The organism is Methylobacterium phyllostachyos (assembly GCF_900103445.1).
Taxonomy (GTDB): domain Bacteria; phylum Pseudomonadota; class Alphaproteobacteria; order Rhizobiales; family Beijerinckiaceae; genus Methylobacterium; species Methylobacterium phyllostachyos.
The window spans coordinates 150,411-166,805 of sequence record NZ_FNHS01000005.1; the positions used below are offsets into that span (position 1 = coordinate 150,411).

A 16,395-nucleotide genomic window follows, 5' to 3' on the forward strand; every position below is an offset into this window, starting at 1 on the left:
GATGGAGATGGGGCTGGACCCTGCGGACGAAAGCGCGCGGACACCCGCGCGCGGCGAGCCCCGGGCGCGGCTGGCAGCCCTGCGGGCGCAGCTCGCGCCGCCGGAAGAGGGGCGAGCCTCACGCCCGATCCTGCCGCTCGGCCTGTCCGCCCTCGACGCCCACCTGCCCGGCGGCGGCCTCGCCCTTGGGCCGCCGCACGAGATCGCGCCGGCCGGGCCCGCGGATGGGGTCGCGGCCCTCGGCTTCGCCCTCACGCTCTGCGCCCTTCACCTGTCCCAGGTGTCCGGGGAAGCGCTGATCGCCGCCGCCCCCGGCGAGCCCCTGCCCTACGGCCACGGGCTCCTGGGTCTCGGCCTCGATCCCGGCCGCCTGCTCCTCCTGGAGGCCGGCGGCGACGGGGAGGTGTTCCGCGCCCTGGAGGCGGCCCTGCACGCCCGCGCCCTGGCGGCCCTGATCGGCCTCCTGCGGGACGGGCTGCCGCTGAAGCCGGGCCGGCGCCTGCAACTCGCCGCGGAGGGGCCGTCTCCGCCGCTCCTGCTGCTGCTGCGCCCTGCGGAGGCCGGGATGCCCAACGGGGCCGCCACCCGCTGGCGGATCGCCGCCGCCCCCGCCTCCCGGGACCGGTTCGGCACCCTCGACCGGCCGCGCTGGCGGGCGCGGCTCGAACGCTGCCGCAACGGGCGCGGCGGTGACTGGCTTCTGGAGTGGGACCATGCCGCGCATCGTCTGCATCTGCCTGAGCCACTGGCCGGTGACGCGGCTGCGTCGGGCCGGTCTCGCGCCTGAGGGCGGCCCGATGGCGGTGGCCGCCGAGGGGCCGGGCGGCCTGCGGCTCCTCGCCCTCGACCCAGCCGCCCAGGCGCTGGGCCTGCGGCCCGGCGAGCCCCTCGGCCGGGTCCGGGCGCGGATCGGCGTGCCGCTTCGGGTCTATCCCGCCGAGCCGGCGGCCGACCGGGACGCCCTGCTGCGCCTCTGCCGCTGGGCCTGCCGCTACGCGCCCGTCGTGGCGCCGTTCGGGCCGGCCGAGGCGTCGGATGGGCTCTACATCGACGTCGCCGGGGCGAGCCACCTGTGCGGCGGCGAGGCGCGCCTCGTCGACGATCTGGCGGGCCGGCTCGCGCGGGCCGACATCCCGGCGCGGATCGCGCTCGCCGACACCCCCGGGGGCGCCTTCGCGCTGGCCCGCCACGGCGGGGCCGACCGGATCGTCGTGCCGCCGGGGGGGGCCGCCGGGGCGCTGCGAGACCTGCCGGTGGAGGCCCTGCGCCTCGATCCCGGCGCGGTCGCGGGCCTGAAGCGGCTTGGCCTGCGCCGGATCGGCGAACTCGACGCCCTCCCCCGCGGCCCCCTCGCCCGTCGGTTCGGCGCGGCGCTGCTGCTGCGCCTCGATCAGGCTCTGGCACGCCGGCCCGAGCCCCTGGCGCCCCTCACGGAGGCGGCCGAATACGCCGCCGCCCGCGGCTTCCTCGACCCGATCGGCCGGCAATCGGACATCGTCCGGACCGCCCGGGACCTGATGGCGGAGATGGCTCCCCGGCTGGAGCGGGACGGGCTCGGCGCCTGCGCCCTGCGCCTCGCCCTCCACCGGGTCGACGGGGTGGTGCGGGCGCTCGACCTCGGCCTGTCCCGGCCCGAACGCGATCCGGAGCGGGTCGCCGCCCTGGTGTCGCTGCGCCTGGACCGGCTGGGGCGTGCCCTCGATGCCGGCTTCGGCTTCGAGACGGTGGCGCTCGCCGTCACGGTGACGGGCGCCATGCCGGCCCGGCAGACGGATCTCGGCGCGGGTTCCGCGGGCGACGGGGTCGGGTTCCTGGCCGACGCCCTGGCGCAGCGCCTTGGGCGGGCGCTGCTGCGGCTCGAACCGCGCGCGAGCCACCTGCCGGAGCGGGCGGGCCGGGGTGTGCTTTGGGTAGCCGGAGGGGGGCCGGGATCGGTGCCGCGTAGGAGCACTGGCCGGCCAAGCGCCCTCCCTCCCCCCTCTCCCTCAGGGGGATTGGAATATTCATGCATCGAGGCCGGCAACACGGCGTCAGGCTCGGTCGCGGGTCCCCTCTCCCGTGCGGGTGAGGGATCAGGTCCATCCGGATGTGGCACGACCGGCACGCGCGGCGATGGCGCGCTCGATCCTGAGAATTCTCGCCCCTCACCCCAACCCTCTCCCGCACGGGAGAGGGGGCACGTCGCGTTTCTTCACCAGGATCGGGGCTCGACCGAGCTGGGTGAACAGCGCTGCGCACAAGGGGCAGGGCACGCGCCTGCTATCCCCTCCCCCTGGCCCGACCACCTCCCGCCCCGCCCCCTGGTGCTGTTCCCCCGGGGCGAGGCCGCCTGCGACGTGCTCTCGACCGTGCCCGAGGGACCGCCCCGGCGCTTCCGCTGGCGGGCGCAGATCCACCGGGTCGCCCATGCCGAGGGGCCGGAGCGGATCGAAGCCGAGTGGTGGCGCGAGCCCGGCGAGCCCCGCGACTATTACCGCGTCGAGTGCGAGGCCGGGCACCGGCTCTGGCTCTACCGCGACGGGCCGCACGCCACCGACCGTCCGGCCGCGTGGTACGTCCACGGGCTGTTCGCGTGAGCGGCCCCGCTTACGCCGAACTCGCCGTCACCACGAACTTCTCCTTCCTGCACGGCGCCTCGCACCCGCAGGAATTCGTCGTGCAGGCGGCGTCCTACGGCCTCACGGCAATTGGCCTCGCCGACCGCAACACCGTGGCCGGTGTGGTGCGGGCTCATGCGGCGGCGCAGTCGCTGGAGGCGGAGGGTGCAAAAATCCGGATCCTGCCGGGGGTGCGCCTCGTCACCGAGGAGGGGTTCGAGGCCGTCACCTACCCGATGAACCGGGACGCCTGGGGGCGCCTCTGCCGGCTGCTCACCCTCGGCAACCGCCGCGTCCGCAAGGGCGAATGCCGCTTCGCCTTCGCCGAGATGCTGGAGGCCGCCGAGGGGCAGATCTTCATCGCCATGCCGCCGGCACGGCGCCTGCCGGAGGGGTTCCGGGCGCGGCTGGAGGCGCTGGCCGCCGCGGCGCCGGGCCGGACCTTCCTCGGAGCGAGCCATGCCCGCCGGGGCGACGAGCGGCGCCGCCTCGGTTTGTTGGCGGAATTGGGCGCGGCCTCCGGCGCCCCGATGGTCGCGGTCTCGGATGCGCTCTACCACCATCCTGAGCGGCGCCCGCTTCAGGACGTGGTCACCTGCATCCGCGAGGGGTGCCGGATCGGGGAGGCTGGCTACCGCCTGGAGGCCAATGCCGAGCGCCACCTGAAGCCCGCCGCCGAGATGGCGCGGCTGTTCGCCGATCACCCGGCGGCGCTCGCCCGCACCATCGAGATCGCCGAGGCCTGCGACTTCAGCCTGTCGGAACTGCACTACGAGTATCCCGACGAGCCGGTGCCCCCGGGCCGCACGCCGCAGGAATACCTGGAGGAGATCACCTGGGAGCGGGCGCGCTGGCGCTATGCCGGGGATATTCCGCCCTCCGTCGCGGCGACGCTCCACGAGGAGCTGCGGCTCATCGCCAAGATGAAGTACGCTCGCTACTTCCTGACCCTGTTCGACGTGGTCGAATTCGCCCGCAGCAAGGGCATCCTCTGCCAGGGCCGGGGCTCGGCGGCCAATTCCGCCGTGTGCTTCTGCCTGGGCATCACCGCGGTGGACCCGTCGAAGCACCGGCTGCTCTTCGCCCGCTTCATCTCGGAGAACCGGGGCGAGCCCCCCGACATCGACGTCGATTTCGAGCACGAACGCCGGGAGGAGGTGATCCAGCACCTCTATGCCCGCTACGGCCGGGAGCGCGCCGCCCTCTGCGCCACGGTGATCCACTACCGCCCGCGCATGGCGATCCGCGAGGTCGGAAAGGTTCTGGGGCTGACCGAGGACGTCACGGCGGCGATCGCCGATACGGTCTGGGGCTCCTGGGGCACCGGCATGCCGGACCAGCATGTCCGCGAGGCCGGCCTTGACCCGGAGAACTCCGCGATCCGGCAGGCACTCGACCTCGCCCATCAGCTGATCGGCTTCCCCCGCCACCTGTCGCAGCATGTCGGCGGCTTCGTGCTGACCCGGGGCCGCCTCGACGAGACCGTGCCGGTGGGCAACGGCGCCATGGCGGACCGCACCTTCATCGAGTGGGACAAGGACGACATCGACGCGATCGGCCTGATGAAGGTCGACGTGCTGGCGCTCGGCATGCTGACCTGCCTCAAGCGCGGCCTCGATTTTCTGGAGCGCGATCACGGCACCTTCTACGCGACGCTCGCCGACCTGCCGCAGGACGATACCGGGACCTACGCCATGCTGGCGAAGGCCGATTCCGTCGGCGTGTTCCAGGTTGAGAGCCGGGCGCAGATGTCGATGCTGCCGCGCCTGAAGCCGAAGGAGTTCTACGACCTCGTGGTGCAGGTCGCGATCGTCCGCCCCGGCCCGATCCAGGGCGACATGGTCCATCCCTACCTGCGGCGCCGCTCCGGGATCGACCCGGTGGAATACCCGGCCCCGCATCCGGACCATGGCCCGGCGGATGAGCTGAAGGAGGTCCTGCAGAAGACCTACGGGGTGCCGCTGTTCCAGGAGCACGCCATGCAGATCGCCATCACGGCGGCGGGCTTCACCCCGGCCGAGGCCGACGGGTTGCGCCGGGCGATGGCGACCTTCCGCCATGTCGGCACGATCGGCGGGTTCGCGGACAAGTTCGTGGGTGGCATGACCCGCCGGGGCTACCCGCAGGACTTCGCCGAGCGCTGCTTCGCGCAGATCCGCGGCTTCTCGACCTACGGCTTCCCGGAGAGCCACGCGGCGAGCTTCGCGCTCCTCGTCTACGCCTCGGCCTGGATGAAGTGCCGGCACCCCGACGTCTTCCTGGCCGCGATCCTCAACGCCCAGCCCATGGGCTTCTACCAGCCGGCCCAGCTCGTGCGCGACGCCCGGGCCCACGGGGTCGAGGTGCGGGGCGTCTGCGTCAATGCCAGCGACTGGGACTGCACCCTGGAGCCGGCCGGGGACCCGACGCGGCACGCCGTGCGGATCGGCCTGCGCGTCGTGCGCGGCCTGCCCGAGGCCGCGATGCGCCGGCTCGTGCGGCTGCGGGCCAACGGCTATGCCAGCATCGAGGGCCTGCAGGCGTCCCTCGCCCTGCCCCGCAACACCCTGGAGCGGCTGGCCGAGGCCGACGCGTTCCGCTCCCTCGGCCTCGACCGGCGCGCCGCCCTGTGGATGGTCCGCACCCTGGAGGGGACCTCATCCCGCAAGGCGGCCAAAGCCGACGGCTCCGAGCGCCGCGCCCATCTCCTCGACGCGCCCCTGCCGCTCTTCGCGTGGCACGCCGATGACGGCCTGTTCCGCCACGAGCCGGCGGTGGAGCTTCCGGCCCTGGCCCTATCCGAGGCGGTGGCCGAGGATTACGCCGCCACCGGCCTGTCGCTCCAGGGGCACCCGGTCGCCTTCTTCCGGGGGCGGCTCGCCCGGATCGGCGCGATCCCGGCCCGGGCCCATTGCGATCCGTCCCTGCCCCAGGGCGCGCGGGTCACGGTGGCGGGGCTCGTGCTGATCCGCCAGCGGCCGGGCACCGCCAAGGGCGTGGTCTTCCTGACCCTGGAGGACGAGACCGGTATCGCCAACGTGATCGTCTGGAAGACGGTGTTCGAGGCCAACCGCCGGGCCGCCATGCAGGCCCGGTTCCTGGCCGTGCGCGGCCGGATCCAGCGGGCGGATGGGGTGGTTCACCTCGTGGCCGAGGGGTTCCGCGATCTCACCGCTTCGCTCCGCGACCTGCGCGAGGCCGGGATGAAACTGCCGCCCGAGAATACGGATTTCGGCGTGCCGTCGGATCGGCGGGTCTATCGCAGCCGGGATTTCCACTGAGCCCACAGGGCATTGGCCGCGATTGCACAACTCTAGGTGTATTGTCTGGCCTGTTCCCGGGAGGGGGCATGGTCCGGACCTGTGTGAGCAGAGGAACCACTCAAGGTGCGGCGTTCTGTCTGCCGAAATATGGACTTCAGGCGCCTTGGCCCCGAACTCATCCCGTGCCTAGGTTGTTAAGCTCGCGCTTGCGGTCACGCAGCCACGACCCAATTGCCGGAGGTGATGAACGCCGGGCAGGAGAGAGCAGGTTCGATGGAACAGCCCGACGCTTGGCACCAGACAGACCGGCTCGACGCCGAACAGGGCAAGGGCGATCCCTTCGCCGCCGCGGTCCGCGCCACGCGGATGCCGATGATCGTCACCAATCCGCGGCTCCCCGACAACCCGATCGTCTTCGCCAACGACGCCTTCCTGCGCATGACCGGCTACGGCCGGGGCGAGGTGATGGGCCGCAACTGCCGGCTGCTCCAGGGCAAGGACACCGACCGTGGCGCCGTCGCGCTGATCCGCGAGGCGGTCGAGGCCAATACCGACATCGCGATCGACATCCTGAACTACCGCAAGGACGGGATGCCGTTCTGGAACGCCCTCTATCTCAGCCCCGTCGTCAACGAGGCCGGCGAGGTGCTGTTCTTCTTCGCCTCGCAGCTCGACGTCACCGACCGGGTGGACGCGCATCTGCGGGTCCAGCAGGAGAAGGACCGGTTCGAGGCCGAAGTCGCCCACCGCACCCGCGACCTGACCGAAGCGCTCGCCACCCAGACCATGCTGGTCCATGAGGTGGATCACCGGGTGAAGAACAACCTCCAGATGATCGCGGCGCTGCTGGCCATGCAGACGCGGGCGATCACCGACCCGGCCGCGCGCAATGCCATGGAGTCGATGCTGACCCGGGTCGAGGCCCTGGGCACGGTCCACCGCCGGCTGTACCAGTCCAACAACGTCGAGCGGTTCGACGTGGCCGAGTTCGCCCGCGACCTCGCCACCGACCTTGTCCGCGGCTCCGGCGACCGGATCCGCCTGCATCTCGACCTGGAGGCCGTGGAGATCCCGGTCGCCAAGGCGCCCCCCGTGGCCCTGATGATGAACGAGCTGATCACCAACGCCCTCAAGCACGCCTTCCCCAACGACCGGCCCGGCCGGCTCTCCGTGACGGTGGCGCCGGATTCGGCCTACTTCACCATCAAGATCGCCGATGACGGCGTCGGCATGCCCGTCCAGGTGATGGAGCAACGCTCCTTCGGGAAGCGCCTGATCGGCACGCTCTGCCGCCAGCTCAGCGCCAGCATCGCCTGGATGACCAACGATCCCGGCACGATCGTCAGCATACGCCTGCCGCGCGAGATGGCCGGCGGTCTGGAGGCCTCGTGACCGAACCGCTCAGGATTCTCGTCGTCGAGGATGAAGCCCTCATCCTGATGCAGATCGAGATGATGCTGGAGGAGGCCGGCCACCACGTCGTCGGCACTGCCATGACCGCCCGGGAGGCCATCGCCCTCGTCCGCGAGACAAGGCCCGAACTGGTGCTGATCGATCTGCGCCTCGGCGACGGTTCCTCGGGCCTCGACGTGGCGCAGGCCGTGCGCGACCTCGGCGGCATCACGGCCGCGTTCATGACCGCCAACGCGCAGGCGCTCAGCGAGGACATGGCGGGGGCCACGGCGGTGATCGCCAAGCCGTTCACCGGCACGGTGCTCGAAGAGTCCCTGACTTATCTGGAGGATTGCGTGCGCCGGCCGCCCCCGGCCGAGTTCGTGCCGCCGGGGATGCGCGTCGCGCCCGCGTGGCTCGCGAGTTTCGCCCGGATGCGGGCCGCCTCGCCCCCTCGACAGGGGCCGCGCCGGGGCTAGATTGGCGCCATGCCGAGCTCGACCGTACCGCGCCTCCTCGCCGCCCTCGCCTGCCTGCCGCTTTTGGGCACGGCCGCCCGGGCTGATACCTGCGACGACCTCGCCCGCCAGATCGCGGGGGCGATCGGCGGCAAGGTCGGCAAGCGCGCGGGCCCCAGCATCGACATCCGCCTCGCCGGGCCGATCAAGTTCGACGTGACCTGCCGGGCCGAGCCGATCGTCCAGGCGACCTCGTCCGAGCCCGCCCCCTCGGCGACCTTCTTCCGCGACCTGTCGGTGGCCTCCGAGATCCTGATCGGCGAATCGGCCGCCACCGTCGAGCCGATCATCGCCAACGCCTACCGGACCTCGCTGTCGGAGCGGCGCAAGTCGTTCATCCAGCAGAACGGCTGGTCGGCTTCCTGCTATACCGACCCGGGCAGCACCACGATGCGCACCCTGTGCTCGGTGGGGCGCATCCCGCCGGGATGAGGCGCCCTTGACCGGGCGGAGCGTTGGCGGGATCCTTGTCTTCCGTCGACTCGGCCCGGGCTGCCCATGACGACTCTCGAAACATCGCCCGTGCACAGGACCGATCCCCATCGGGGATTCTGGGACTTCATCGAGACGCGCCCCGATGAGGAGAAGTGGGAGCTTATCGAGGGCCAGATCGTGATGCAGGCCCGGCCGAGCCTCATCCATCAGGTCATAGTCGTAAATCTCCAGCGCCTCCTGAACGAGGCTCTGGAACGGTCGGGCTCCTCGTGGATCGCCATCCACGATCCCGCCATTGACCTCAGGCCGTTCATCACGGGCCATACCTACGTTCCGGACGTCGCGGTCATCGACGCGGCCGCCATCGAGCCGGACCGGAACGTTGTTGACGGCTGTTATCTGGCCGCCGAGATCCTCTCGCCGAGCGACCACCGGAAGCTGCCCGGCACGCGCCAGACGAAGATCGACGTCAAGCGCACGGGCTACGAGGCCTTGCCGCTCTGTCAGGCCGCGCTCCTGATCGAGCAGAAGAGCCGCGCGCTGACCCTCTCGGTGCGCAGCGGCGAGCCCTGGATCCGTACCCGCCTGACCGGGGACGACCGTCTGGTCCTCCCCGGCTTCGGCCTCGCGTGCGCCGTGGCCGATCTCTATGCCCGCACGCCCGTGGGGCGCGGCTGATCAGTACTCGATCACGCCGTCCAGCGCGTAGTGCTTCACGGTCTTCCGGTTGGCGATCAGCTCATCCACCGTCGGCTCGCCCTTGAGGGCGCGGGCGATGGCGAGCTTCGTCGCCTCGTAATTGGTCCGGTAGAGGTCCTTCTGGTCGAGGTTGTCGTCCTCGGCGCAGCGCTGATCGAGCCAGATCATGATGATCATGCACAGCTCGTCGAGCCCGTCCTTCGGCAGGATGCCCTCGATGAGGCAGTCCACGATCGCGTCGCCGGTGGCCGCCTGAACCACGCCGCCGAGGAGCTCGGCGTACTCGGCTGTGTGAATCGTGACCTTGGTGGTCATCATCGTGGCGGGGCGCACGAGCTGGTTGAGGTCGCGGACCACGAACATCCGGGTATGACCCTGCACCTGCCCCATCATCGACGCGAAGGCCTGACCCACCGGCCCGCGGACGGAGCCGATCAGCACCTCCGGCATGGCGTCGGTGTACTGGCCCTCGGCCGCCAGCACCGTGGCCTCGCCCGTGCGGAACCAGATCTCTTGCATGTTCGAACTCCACCTGATGGAGCCCGCGGGAGACATCATCGAGAGCCCTCCGTCAATCGCCTCAGATCAGGCCGACCGCGTCGAGGACGCCGACCAGCGCGAAGGCGATGGTGACGCCCGAGATGACGTAGACCACCCACTTGTAGGCACCGTCCACGCGCTTGCCCTCCGGCAGGGCGCGGGTGGCGAGGAGGATCAGCAGGCCGAGTGCGAGCGGCAGGAGCAGGGCGTTCATCACCTCGACCGCGATGTTGAGCGCCACCAGATTCGGCACGAGCTGGACGGCCACGGCCCCCGCCGCCACCACCAGCGCGAAGGCGCCGTAGAAGGCCGGCGCCTCCCGGGGCGACTGCTCCAGCGAGTGCGCCTTTCCGGTCACATCGCCGAACCCCCAGGCGAGCGCCAATGCCACGACGTTGAGCGCCACGAAGGCCGCCGCGATGATCCCGACCCCGAACACCACCTGCCCGAGCCAGGGCCCCAGGGCAGGCGTGAAGGCGCCCGCGAGGTCGCCCACGGTCTGCAGGCCGTTCTTGGTCCCCTGCCCGGCCTTGCCGATCGTGGCGGCCGCCGCGATCAGGATCGCCCCCATCACGCATTGCGAGATCACGGCGCCCACGAGCGTGTCGAGCCGCGAGGTCTTTGCATGGTCCCAGCCGAGACCTTTGTCGACGATCGCCGATTGCTGGTAGAAGATCATCCACGGCATGATGACCGCCCCGATATTGGCGGCGATCAGCACCCGGTACTGGCCGTCGCCGAGCGGCATGTGGGCAAAGGATGTGACGATCTCGCCCACGTTCGGCCGCGCCGCGATGGCGAGGCCGATGAAGACCAGCTCGAACAGGCCGACCACGATCGCGACCCGCTCGACACGCCGGTAGCTCCCGGTGAACACAAGTCCGAGCAGCAGGAGGGCTGGAAGGCCGAGGCTGACGAGGCGCGGCACCCCGAACAGGTCGCCGATGCCGGCGATGCCGGAGAACTCGGTGACGATGGCGCCGATCCCTGCCACCACGAGACCACCATAGGAGATCCAGGCCCAGACCGGTCCGTAATGCTCGCGGATCAGCTCGCCGTGACCGCGGCCGGTGGCGGTGCCGAGCCGCACGGTCAGTTCCTGGACGACGTAGAGAATCGGGATCAACAGGATCTGCAGGAGCAGCAGCGAATAGCCCCAGCGGGCGCCGCTCTGGGCCGCCGTGATCAGGCTGCCGACATCCGTGTCGGCCAACATCACCACCAGACCGGGCCCCGCGGTCTTGAGGAACGTCGCGAGGCGGGGCAGGGAAGCGCTTGGCACGGCTCGGGAACAGTTCCGGGCTCGGGCGGTTCCGGCGGGTGCCTGCGGCGTTTTCCCGGGCACGGGAGGGGGAGCAATGGCGGAGAGCGCGGAGCGGGGGCCCGGCTGGAGCCTTCAGGCGAGCGCCGTGCCCGAGGGGGTGCGGCTGGAACTCGCCCTGGCCGACCTCGGCGGCGGGCCGGTCACCGCCGCGATCGTGCTGGAGCGGGCCGAGGCCCGCGCCTTCGCGCGTGCGCTGCTGGCGGCGGCCGGGGACGCCGCCGAGCGCACCTTCCCGAAACCCGGCACGTGATCCGATGTCCAAATCGGCGGATCAGCGCTGGGCGGGGCCGGGGTTGCGGCCCGGCAGGCGCGGCACCACCGTGCCCCGCTTCTCGACCGGCGCGTCGCAAGCATAGGCGAACTCGCTCTTCAGCGGATCGAACACGGTCTCGCCGGTGATCCGGCAATCCTCCCGCACCGTCTCGTCGAGATAGGCCCTTGCGGCCGTGCGGAAGCGCGTCACCCGGGTCGCCTCCGGATCCGGATCGATCCGGACCTCGCTCAGGTTGCAGCCGGCATATTCGCGGAGGGCGTTGGACACGATCAGCATCCGACGCAGCTGCCGGTTGTCGTAGACCTCGTAAGGCTCCTTGCAGCCGATGGTCACGACCTGCGGGGTCAGGGCCACGTAGTTGCGCGAGATGTAGGAGAAGCCCGTCGTGCAGCCGGCCAGCAGGCCGAGGGACAGCACACCGATGGGCAGCAGAGTCGCGCGCCGTCGCATCCTCGTCACCCCTGCCGCTCCAAAGCCCGCCACCGGCTCGGCGGGGCACCGACGCGCATTGAAACGGCCCCGCTTGTGCCGTCAATGCGTTTCTGCCAGATGCCCGCCACGTCCGCATCCGAGCGTGGCCGTATGACGCTTGCGGAACACTTGCGGAACGTTTAACCTGTTCGCGATTTGTTTCCGAGACCGTCCCGAGGCGGTCCGCCTAACCGCGAGGCCCCCGTCGATGCTCACGCGCAAGCAGCTGGACCTCCTGCGCTTCATCCAGGGTCGCATGCAGGAATGCGGCGTCCCCCCGTCCTTCGACGAGATGAAGGACGCCCTCGATCTCAAGTCGAAATCCGGGATCCACCGGCTGATCACGGCCCTGGAGGAGCGCGGCTTCCTGCGCCGCCTGCCGAACCGGGCCCGCGCCATCGAGGTGATCCGGATCCCTGAGAGCCTGGCGACCTCGGCGGCCCCGCCGCCCGCGGAGCCGCGCCGCTTCACCCCGAGCGTGGTGGAGGGCGGCAAGTCCAAGCAGCCGGCCCAGCCCGCCACCGCCCGGATGATCGACGAGACCGGCCGCGCCGTCTCGATCCCGGTGATGGGCCGGATCGCCGCCGGTACACCGGTCTCGGCGATCCAGAACCAGAGCCACGCCATCACCCTGTCGCCGGACTTCCTCGCGGGCGGCGAGCACTACGCCCTGGAAGTGCGCGGCGATTCGATGGTGGAAGCCGGCATTCTCGACGGCGACCTTGTGGTGATCCGCAAGCAGGACACGGCCAATACCGGCGACATCATCGTGGCGCTGATCGACGACGAGGAGGCGACGCTCAAGCGCCTGCGCCGGCGTGGGTCGTCGATCGCCCTGGAAGCCGCCAACCCGGCCTACGAGACCCGCGTGCTCGGCCCGGACCGGGTGCAGATTCAGGGCCGGCTCGTGAGCCTCGTCCGCCGCTACTGAAGCGGTTCCGCCGGCGCGTCGGCGGGGGGCTCCGCCGGGGTTTGAGTCCTATCGGACAGGGCCATCCCGCCGGACGCCTCCCAGGGGGGATCCGTCCCGGAACCGGTGGGGGTCGGTGTGGCCCGAACGCTCCCTGGTCGCCACGGGACGGAGCGGCCATCGTCGCGGGCCCCGCGCAGCGTGAAGCTGTCGGCCCCTGCGCGCAGGGCCACGGCCCCCTGGGCGGCGAGGCGCGGGCGGTCGATCACCAGGGGGCCCGTGCAGGTCGGAGGTGCGGTGAGGCTTGTGATCAGCACCGCGGCTCGGGCGCAATCGTCCGGGAAGGCGCGCCGGTCGCGGACCAGTGCGATGGCCCGGCCGTCCGGCAGGGTCGCGGTGCAGCCAAGCCGGTCGCAGCGGCCGCCGGGGGCCGCGCCGGACCCCCGGCCCGGCGGTCGTCCATCGCCATCGGCCTTCAGCCATTGCTCCAGCACGAAGCCCGAGGGGCTGCCGAGGGCGGCGAGGCGGCCGTCCGGCCCGCGCACAGCCGCGCCCCAGCCCTGCCGATCGACGTAGAGATCGTACCGGTCGGGTAGGGCGGCGAGCCAAAGCCCGATCAGCAGCGGCGGCAGGGCGAGCCAGCGCAGCCGCGAGACCGGGAGCGTCGCCAGGAGAAGACCGGCCGTCAGGAGGGCCAGCGCGCCGGTGCCGAAGGCGGGCACCACGAGGCTCGCCCGCTCGAATCCGGCGATCCAGTGGGAAATCGCCAGCATGCCGCCCACCGCATGCCCCATGAGCCACCAGACCGGACGGTCGAGGGCGAAGGGATAGGCGAGGCAGCCGATCACCGCCGAGGGCATCACCACCAGCGAGACGAGCGGGAGGGTCAGCGCATTGCCGACGAGGCCGAAGGGCTGGATTGTCTGGAAATGGTAGGTCGCGAACGGCGCGGTCGCGATCTGCGCCACGAGCGTCGTCGCCAGGGTGCCGGTGACCGCCGATAGGCTGGTCCCGATCAGGCGCCCGACCCGCCCCGCCCCGGGCCGCACGAACAGGCGGCCGTCGATCAGGCGCGCGCAGGCGATCAGCCCGGCCACCGCGCCGAACGACATCTGGAAGCTCGGACCCAGCAGACCCTCAGGCTCCCGCGCGAGCGCGATCAGGGCGGCGAGCGCGAGGTTGCGCATCGACAGGGCCGGCCGGTCCGCGAGGATCGCCCCCAGCATGATCAGGGTCATGATCAGCGAACGCTCGGCGGCGATGTCCCAGCCCGAGAAGGCGCAGTAGGCGCTCACGCCCACCATGGCGAAGCCGGCCGCGATCTTCTTGATCGGCCAGACCAGCGCGCAGTGGGGGATCAGCGCGAGGGCCGCCCGCACCAGCCAGAAGACGACGCCCGCCGCCAGCACCATGTGGAGCCCGGAGATCGAGACCACGTGGTAGATGCCGGCGGCGCGCAGGGCATCGTTGGTAGCCGGGCCGATTAGCCCGCGCTTGCCGGTCACTAGGGCAGCCGCCACCGCCCCCGCCTGCCCGCCCTCCGATTCCGCGATCCGGCGGGTCAGGGCGTTGCGGGCCTCGTCCAGCAGCGCGGCGAGGCGCAGGCGAAGCGAGGGCGGCTCCGCGGGGGCCCGCACCGTAACTGCGCCGAGCAGCGAGCCGACCGCGCCGATCCCCTGGAAATATGCGTCCCGGGCGAAGTCGTAGCCGCCGGGCCGGGCCGCCTCCGGGGGCGGCAGCAGCCGGGCGGTCGCCGCGATGGTCTCGCCGGGCCTCGGGATCGGCGTCTTGCGGAACGAGACCCGCACCCGGGCCGGCCGCGCCTCCGGCGCGAGTCCGGCAAAGCTCTCCACCCGGATCACCAGCCTGGCACCGACCTCGCGCTCGTCGAGCGCCTCGACCATCCCGACGAGCGGCCCGATGGTGGTCCGGGTCAGGATCGGGGCGGCGACCTGCGCGACGCGCCAGGTCGCCGCGGCGAAGCCGAGGAACGCGAAGCCCGCGGCCAGCGCCAGCGCCATCGCGACCGGCCGCGCCCCCAGGATCGGCACCGGCGCCAGGGTGAGCGCGGCGCCGATCAGCGGGGCGGCCAGGATCGGCGCGCCATCGGTGGCGCTGAAATAGACGAGGATCCCGGCCCCGAACGCCACCGCCAGCCAGGGGAACAGGCGGCGCTGCTCGGCCTCCCGGGCGAGCCCGTCCGCGACCCAGTGATGGAGTGCCGGCAGCGCGGGCGCGCGCGGGCCGGCGAGCGCCAGGGCGCCCCCCGTCAGCCTCGCGCCGATCCGCCGCATTGCCCCTGCCCCGATCCGCGCGACCTGTCGTCGGCGGTCGGGCGATTCCCGGGCCGATTCTTAACGCATCCGTGGCCCCGTGCTACAGGCCGCGCTTCGTGCTACGGGCGCCTCCATCGGGCACCCTCGTCGAGCCCGCCCTTCCGCGCTCCCCGCCTCGCCCCGAACACACCGGACCGATGTCCTCAGCCGTCGTCACGCGCTTCGCCCCCTCGCCTACCGGCTACCTGCATATCGGCGGGGCCCGGACGGCCTTGTTCAACTGGCTCTATGCCCGCCACACGGGCGGCAAGATGCTGCTGCGCATCGAGGATACCGATCGGGAGCGCTCGACCAAGGGCGCGATCGACGCGATCCTCGACGGGCTCAGCTGGCTCGGCCTCGATTGGGACGGCGACGTGGTGTTCCAGTTCGCCCGGGCCGAGCGCCACCGGGCGGTGGCCGAGGAACTGCTGGCGGCGGGCCGCGCCTATCATTGCTACGCCACCGCCGAGGAACTCACGCAGATGCGCGAGACCGCCCGCGCCGAGGGCCGCGCGCCCCGCTACGACGGCCGCTGGCGCGACCGCGACCCGGCCGAGGCGCCGGCCGGGGTCAAGCCGGTGATCCGCCTGCGGGCGCCCACCGAGGGCGAGACCGTGGTGGAGGACGCCGTTCAGGGCCGGGTGACCTGGGCCAACAGGGATCTCGACGACCTCGTCCTGCTCCGCTCGGACGGCACGCCGACCTACATGCTCGCCGTCGTCGTCGACGACCACGACATGGGCGTCACGCAGGTGATCCGCGGCGACGACCACCTCACCAACGCGGCCCGCCAGACCCAGATCTTTTCCGCCCTCGGCTGGGACGTGCCGAAGATGGCCCATATCCCGCTGATCCACGGGGCCGACGGGGCGAAGCTCTCGAAGCGCCACGGGGCGCTCGGCGTCGAGGCCTATCGCGACCTCGGCTACCTACCGACGGCTCTGCGCAACTACCTCGTGCGGCTCGGCTGGAGCCACGGCGACCAGGAGGTGTTCTCCACCGAGGAGATGATCGCGGCCTTCGATCTCGGCTCGGTCGGGCGCTCGGCCGCGCGGTTCGACTTCGCCAAGCTCGCCAACCTCAACGGCCTCTACATCCGCTCCAGCGCCGATGCCGACCTCGTCGCGGCGATCGAGACGATCCTGCCGCAGGTCGGGCCCGAGCGCGGCCTGTCGGCCCCGCTCCAGCCCGATCTCAAGGACAAGCTGACCCAGGCGATGCCGGGCCTGAAGGAGCGGGCCAAGACGCTGATTGAGCTCCTCGACAGCGCCTACTACCTCTACGCCCAGCGTCCCCTGGCGCTCGACGAGAAGGCCCGTGCCCTCCTCTCCGACGAGGGCCGCGCGCGCCTCGCCGGGGTGAAGCCCGCCCTGGAGGCTCTGCCTGAATGGAGCGCGGCCTCGACCGAGGGCGCCGTGCGCCAATACGCGGAGGATGCGGGCTGCAAGCTCGGGCAGGTGGCTCAGCCCCTGCGGGCGGCGCTCACCGGCCGGACCACCTCCCCGCCCCTGTTCGACGTGATGGCGGTACTCGGCCGGGACGAGACCCTCGCGCGACTCGGTGATCAGGTGCCGCAGGGCTGAGGCAGCCCGCAGGGCCGGGAACCGCCAGTTGCGGCCCGGATTTCGCTTGGTGGGGTTCGTTTAACGAATTCGCTTGGCGTCGGGGTCCGGTT

At 71.8% G+C, this 16,395-nt stretch carries 14 protein-coding genes; 10 read left to right on the forward strand and 4 right to left on the reverse strand.

The window, feature by feature from the left end:
- Position 1: 1 nt before the first annotated feature.
- The 7 genes from BLQ49_RS09665 to BLQ49_RS09700 all read left to right on the forward strand — a co-directional run bounded on the left by BLQ49_RS09665 (position 2) and on the right by BLQ49_RS09700 (position 8,862).
- The gene (locus tag BLQ49_RS09665; RefSeq protein ID WP_091715375.1) at positions 2–787 is read left to right on the forward strand and encodes an ImuA protein; all 786 of its coding nucleotides are present in this window, start codon (positions 2–4) and stop codon (positions 785–787) included.
- Positions 714–2,576, forward strand: coding sequence for a DNA polymerase Y family protein (locus BLQ49_RS30235; RefSeq protein WP_244507527.1), 1,863 nt, complete (start codon positions 714–716; stop codon positions 2,574–2,576). The genes BLQ49_RS09665 and BLQ49_RS30235 overlap by 74 nt, the downstream gene beginning before the upstream one ends.
- On the forward strand, positions 2,573–5,857 hold the full coding sequence (locus tag BLQ49_RS09680) for an error-prone DNA polymerase (protein ID WP_091715376.1): 3,285 nt from the start codon (positions 2,573–2,575) through the stop codon (positions 5,855–5,857). Before BLQ49_RS30235 ends, BLQ49_RS09680 begins: the two co-directional genes overlap by 4 nt.
- Before the next feature lie 255 nt (positions 5,858–6,112).
- Positions 6,113–7,231, forward strand: a complete 1,119-nt coding sequence (locus BLQ49_RS09685; RefSeq protein WP_091715378.1) for a histidine kinase dimerization/phosphoacceptor domain -containing protein — start codon at positions 6,113–6,115, stop codon at positions 7,229–7,231.
- Positions 7,228–7,710, forward strand: coding sequence for a response regulator (locus BLQ49_RS09690; protein WP_091715380.1), 483 nt, complete (start codon positions 7,228–7,230; stop codon positions 7,708–7,710). Before BLQ49_RS09685 ends, BLQ49_RS09690 begins: the two co-directional genes overlap by 4 nt.
- 9 nt (positions 7,711–7,719) lie before the next feature.
- Positions 7,720–8,181: a hypothetical protein gene (locus BLQ49_RS09695; RefSeq protein ID WP_091715382.1), complete on the forward strand. Its 462-nt coding sequence runs from the start codon at positions 7,720–7,722 to the stop codon at positions 8,179–8,181.
- 66 nt (positions 8,182–8,247) lie between these two features.
- A complete protein-coding gene (locus tag BLQ49_RS09700) occupies positions 8,248–8,862 on the forward strand; it encodes a Uma2 family endonuclease (protein WP_091715384.1) in 615 nt (204 codons plus the stop codon).
- Here the strand turns inward: BLQ49_RS09700 and fae are convergent, their stop codons facing one another.
- Both fae and BLQ49_RS09710 read right to left on the reverse strand, forming a co-directional pair.
- Complete coding sequence (gene fae, locus BLQ49_RS09705) at positions 8,863–9,402, reverse strand: formaldehyde-activating enzyme (protein WP_091715386.1); 540 nt, start codon at positions 9,400–9,402, stop codon at positions 8,863–8,865.
- 61 nt (positions 9,403–9,463) lie between these two features.
- On the reverse strand, positions 9,464–10,705 hold the full coding sequence (locus tag BLQ49_RS09710) for an NRAMP family divalent metal transporter (RefSeq protein WP_091715387.1): 1,242 nt from the start codon (positions 10,703–10,705) through the stop codon (positions 9,464–9,466).
- Between the two features lie 76 nt (positions 10,706–10,781).
- Between BLQ49_RS09710 and BLQ49_RS09715 the strand changes: the two genes are divergently transcribed.
- Positions 10,782–10,997, forward strand: a complete 216-nt coding sequence (locus tag BLQ49_RS09715; RefSeq protein WP_091715389.1) for a hypothetical protein — start codon at positions 10,782–10,784, stop codon at positions 10,995–10,997.
- Between the two features lie 21 nt (positions 10,998–11,018).
- Here the strand turns inward: BLQ49_RS09715 and BLQ49_RS09720 are convergent, their stop codons facing one another.
- On the reverse strand, positions 11,019–11,471 hold the full coding sequence (locus tag BLQ49_RS09720) for a hypothetical protein (protein ID WP_091715390.1): 453 nt from the start codon (positions 11,469–11,471) through the stop codon (positions 11,019–11,021).
- Positions 11,472–11,700: 229 nt separating this feature from the next.
- Between BLQ49_RS09720 and lexA the strand changes: the two genes are divergently transcribed.
- Complete coding sequence (gene lexA, locus BLQ49_RS09725) at positions 11,701–12,423, forward strand: transcriptional repressor LexA (protein WP_091715392.1); 723 nt, start codon at positions 11,701–11,703, stop codon at positions 12,421–12,423.
- Here lexA and BLQ49_RS09730 read toward each other — a convergent pair.
- Positions 12,417–14,696 carry a ComEC/Rec2 family competence protein gene (locus BLQ49_RS09730; RefSeq protein WP_091715393.1) on the reverse strand — a complete coding sequence of 760 codons (2,280 nt, stop codon included), beginning with the start codon at positions 14,694–14,696 and terminating at the stop codon, positions 12,417–12,419. The two genes, lexA and BLQ49_RS09730, sit on opposite strands and share 7 nt — an antisense overlap.
- A gap of 179 nt (positions 14,697–14,875) precedes the next feature.
- On the opposite strand from BLQ49_RS09730, the gene gltX reads away from it, so the two are divergent.
- Positions 14,876–16,303, forward strand: a complete 1,428-nt coding sequence (gene gltX, locus BLQ49_RS09735) for a glutamate--tRNA ligase (RefSeq protein ID WP_091715395.1) — start codon at positions 14,876–14,878, stop codon at positions 16,301–16,303.
- Positions 16,304–16,395 lie beyond the last annotated feature (92 nt).

Bases quoted from the DNA above. Each gene is read 5' to 3' on its own strand.
- BLQ49_RS09665 (WP_091715375.1), top strand. From the start codon at position 2: ATGGAGATGGGGCTGGACCCTGCGGACGAAAGCGCGCGGACACCCGCG.
- BLQ49_RS30235 (WP_244507527.1), top strand. From the start codon at position 714: ATGCCGCGCATCGTCTGCATCTGCCTGAGCCACTGGCCGGTGACGCGG.
- BLQ49_RS09685 (WP_091715378.1), top strand. From the start codon at position 6,113: ATGGAACAGCCCGACGCTTGGCACCAGACAGACCGGCTCGACGCCGAA.
- BLQ49_RS09695 (WP_091715382.1), top strand. From the start codon at position 7,720: ATGCCGAGCTCGACCGTACCGCGCCTCCTCGCCGCCCTCGCCTGCCTG.
- BLQ49_RS09700 (WP_091715384.1), top strand. From the start codon at position 8,248: ATGACGACTCTCGAAACATCGCCCGTGCACAGGACCGATCCCCATCGG.
- fae (WP_091715386.1), bottom strand. From the start codon at position 9,402: ATGCAAGAGATCTGGTTCCGCACGGGCGAGGCCACGGTGCTGGCGGCC.
- BLQ49_RS09715 (WP_091715389.1), top strand. From the start codon at position 10,782: ATGGCGGAGAGCGCGGAGCGGGGGCCCGGCTGGAGCCTTCAGGCGAGC.
- BLQ49_RS09720 (WP_091715390.1), bottom strand. From the start codon at position 11,471: ATGCGACGGCGCGCGACTCTGCTGCCCATCGGTGTGCTGTCCCTCGGC.
- lexA (WP_091715392.1), top strand. From the start codon at position 11,701: ATGCTCACGCGCAAGCAGCTGGACCTCCTGCGCTTCATCCAGGGTCGC.
- BLQ49_RS09730 (WP_091715393.1), bottom strand. From the start codon at position 14,696: ATGCGGCGGATCGGCGCGAGGCTGACGGGGGGCGCCCTGGCGCTCGCC.
- gltX (WP_091715395.1), top strand. From the start codon at position 14,876: ATGTCCTCAGCCGTCGTCACGCGCTTCGCCCCCTCGCCTACCGGCTAC.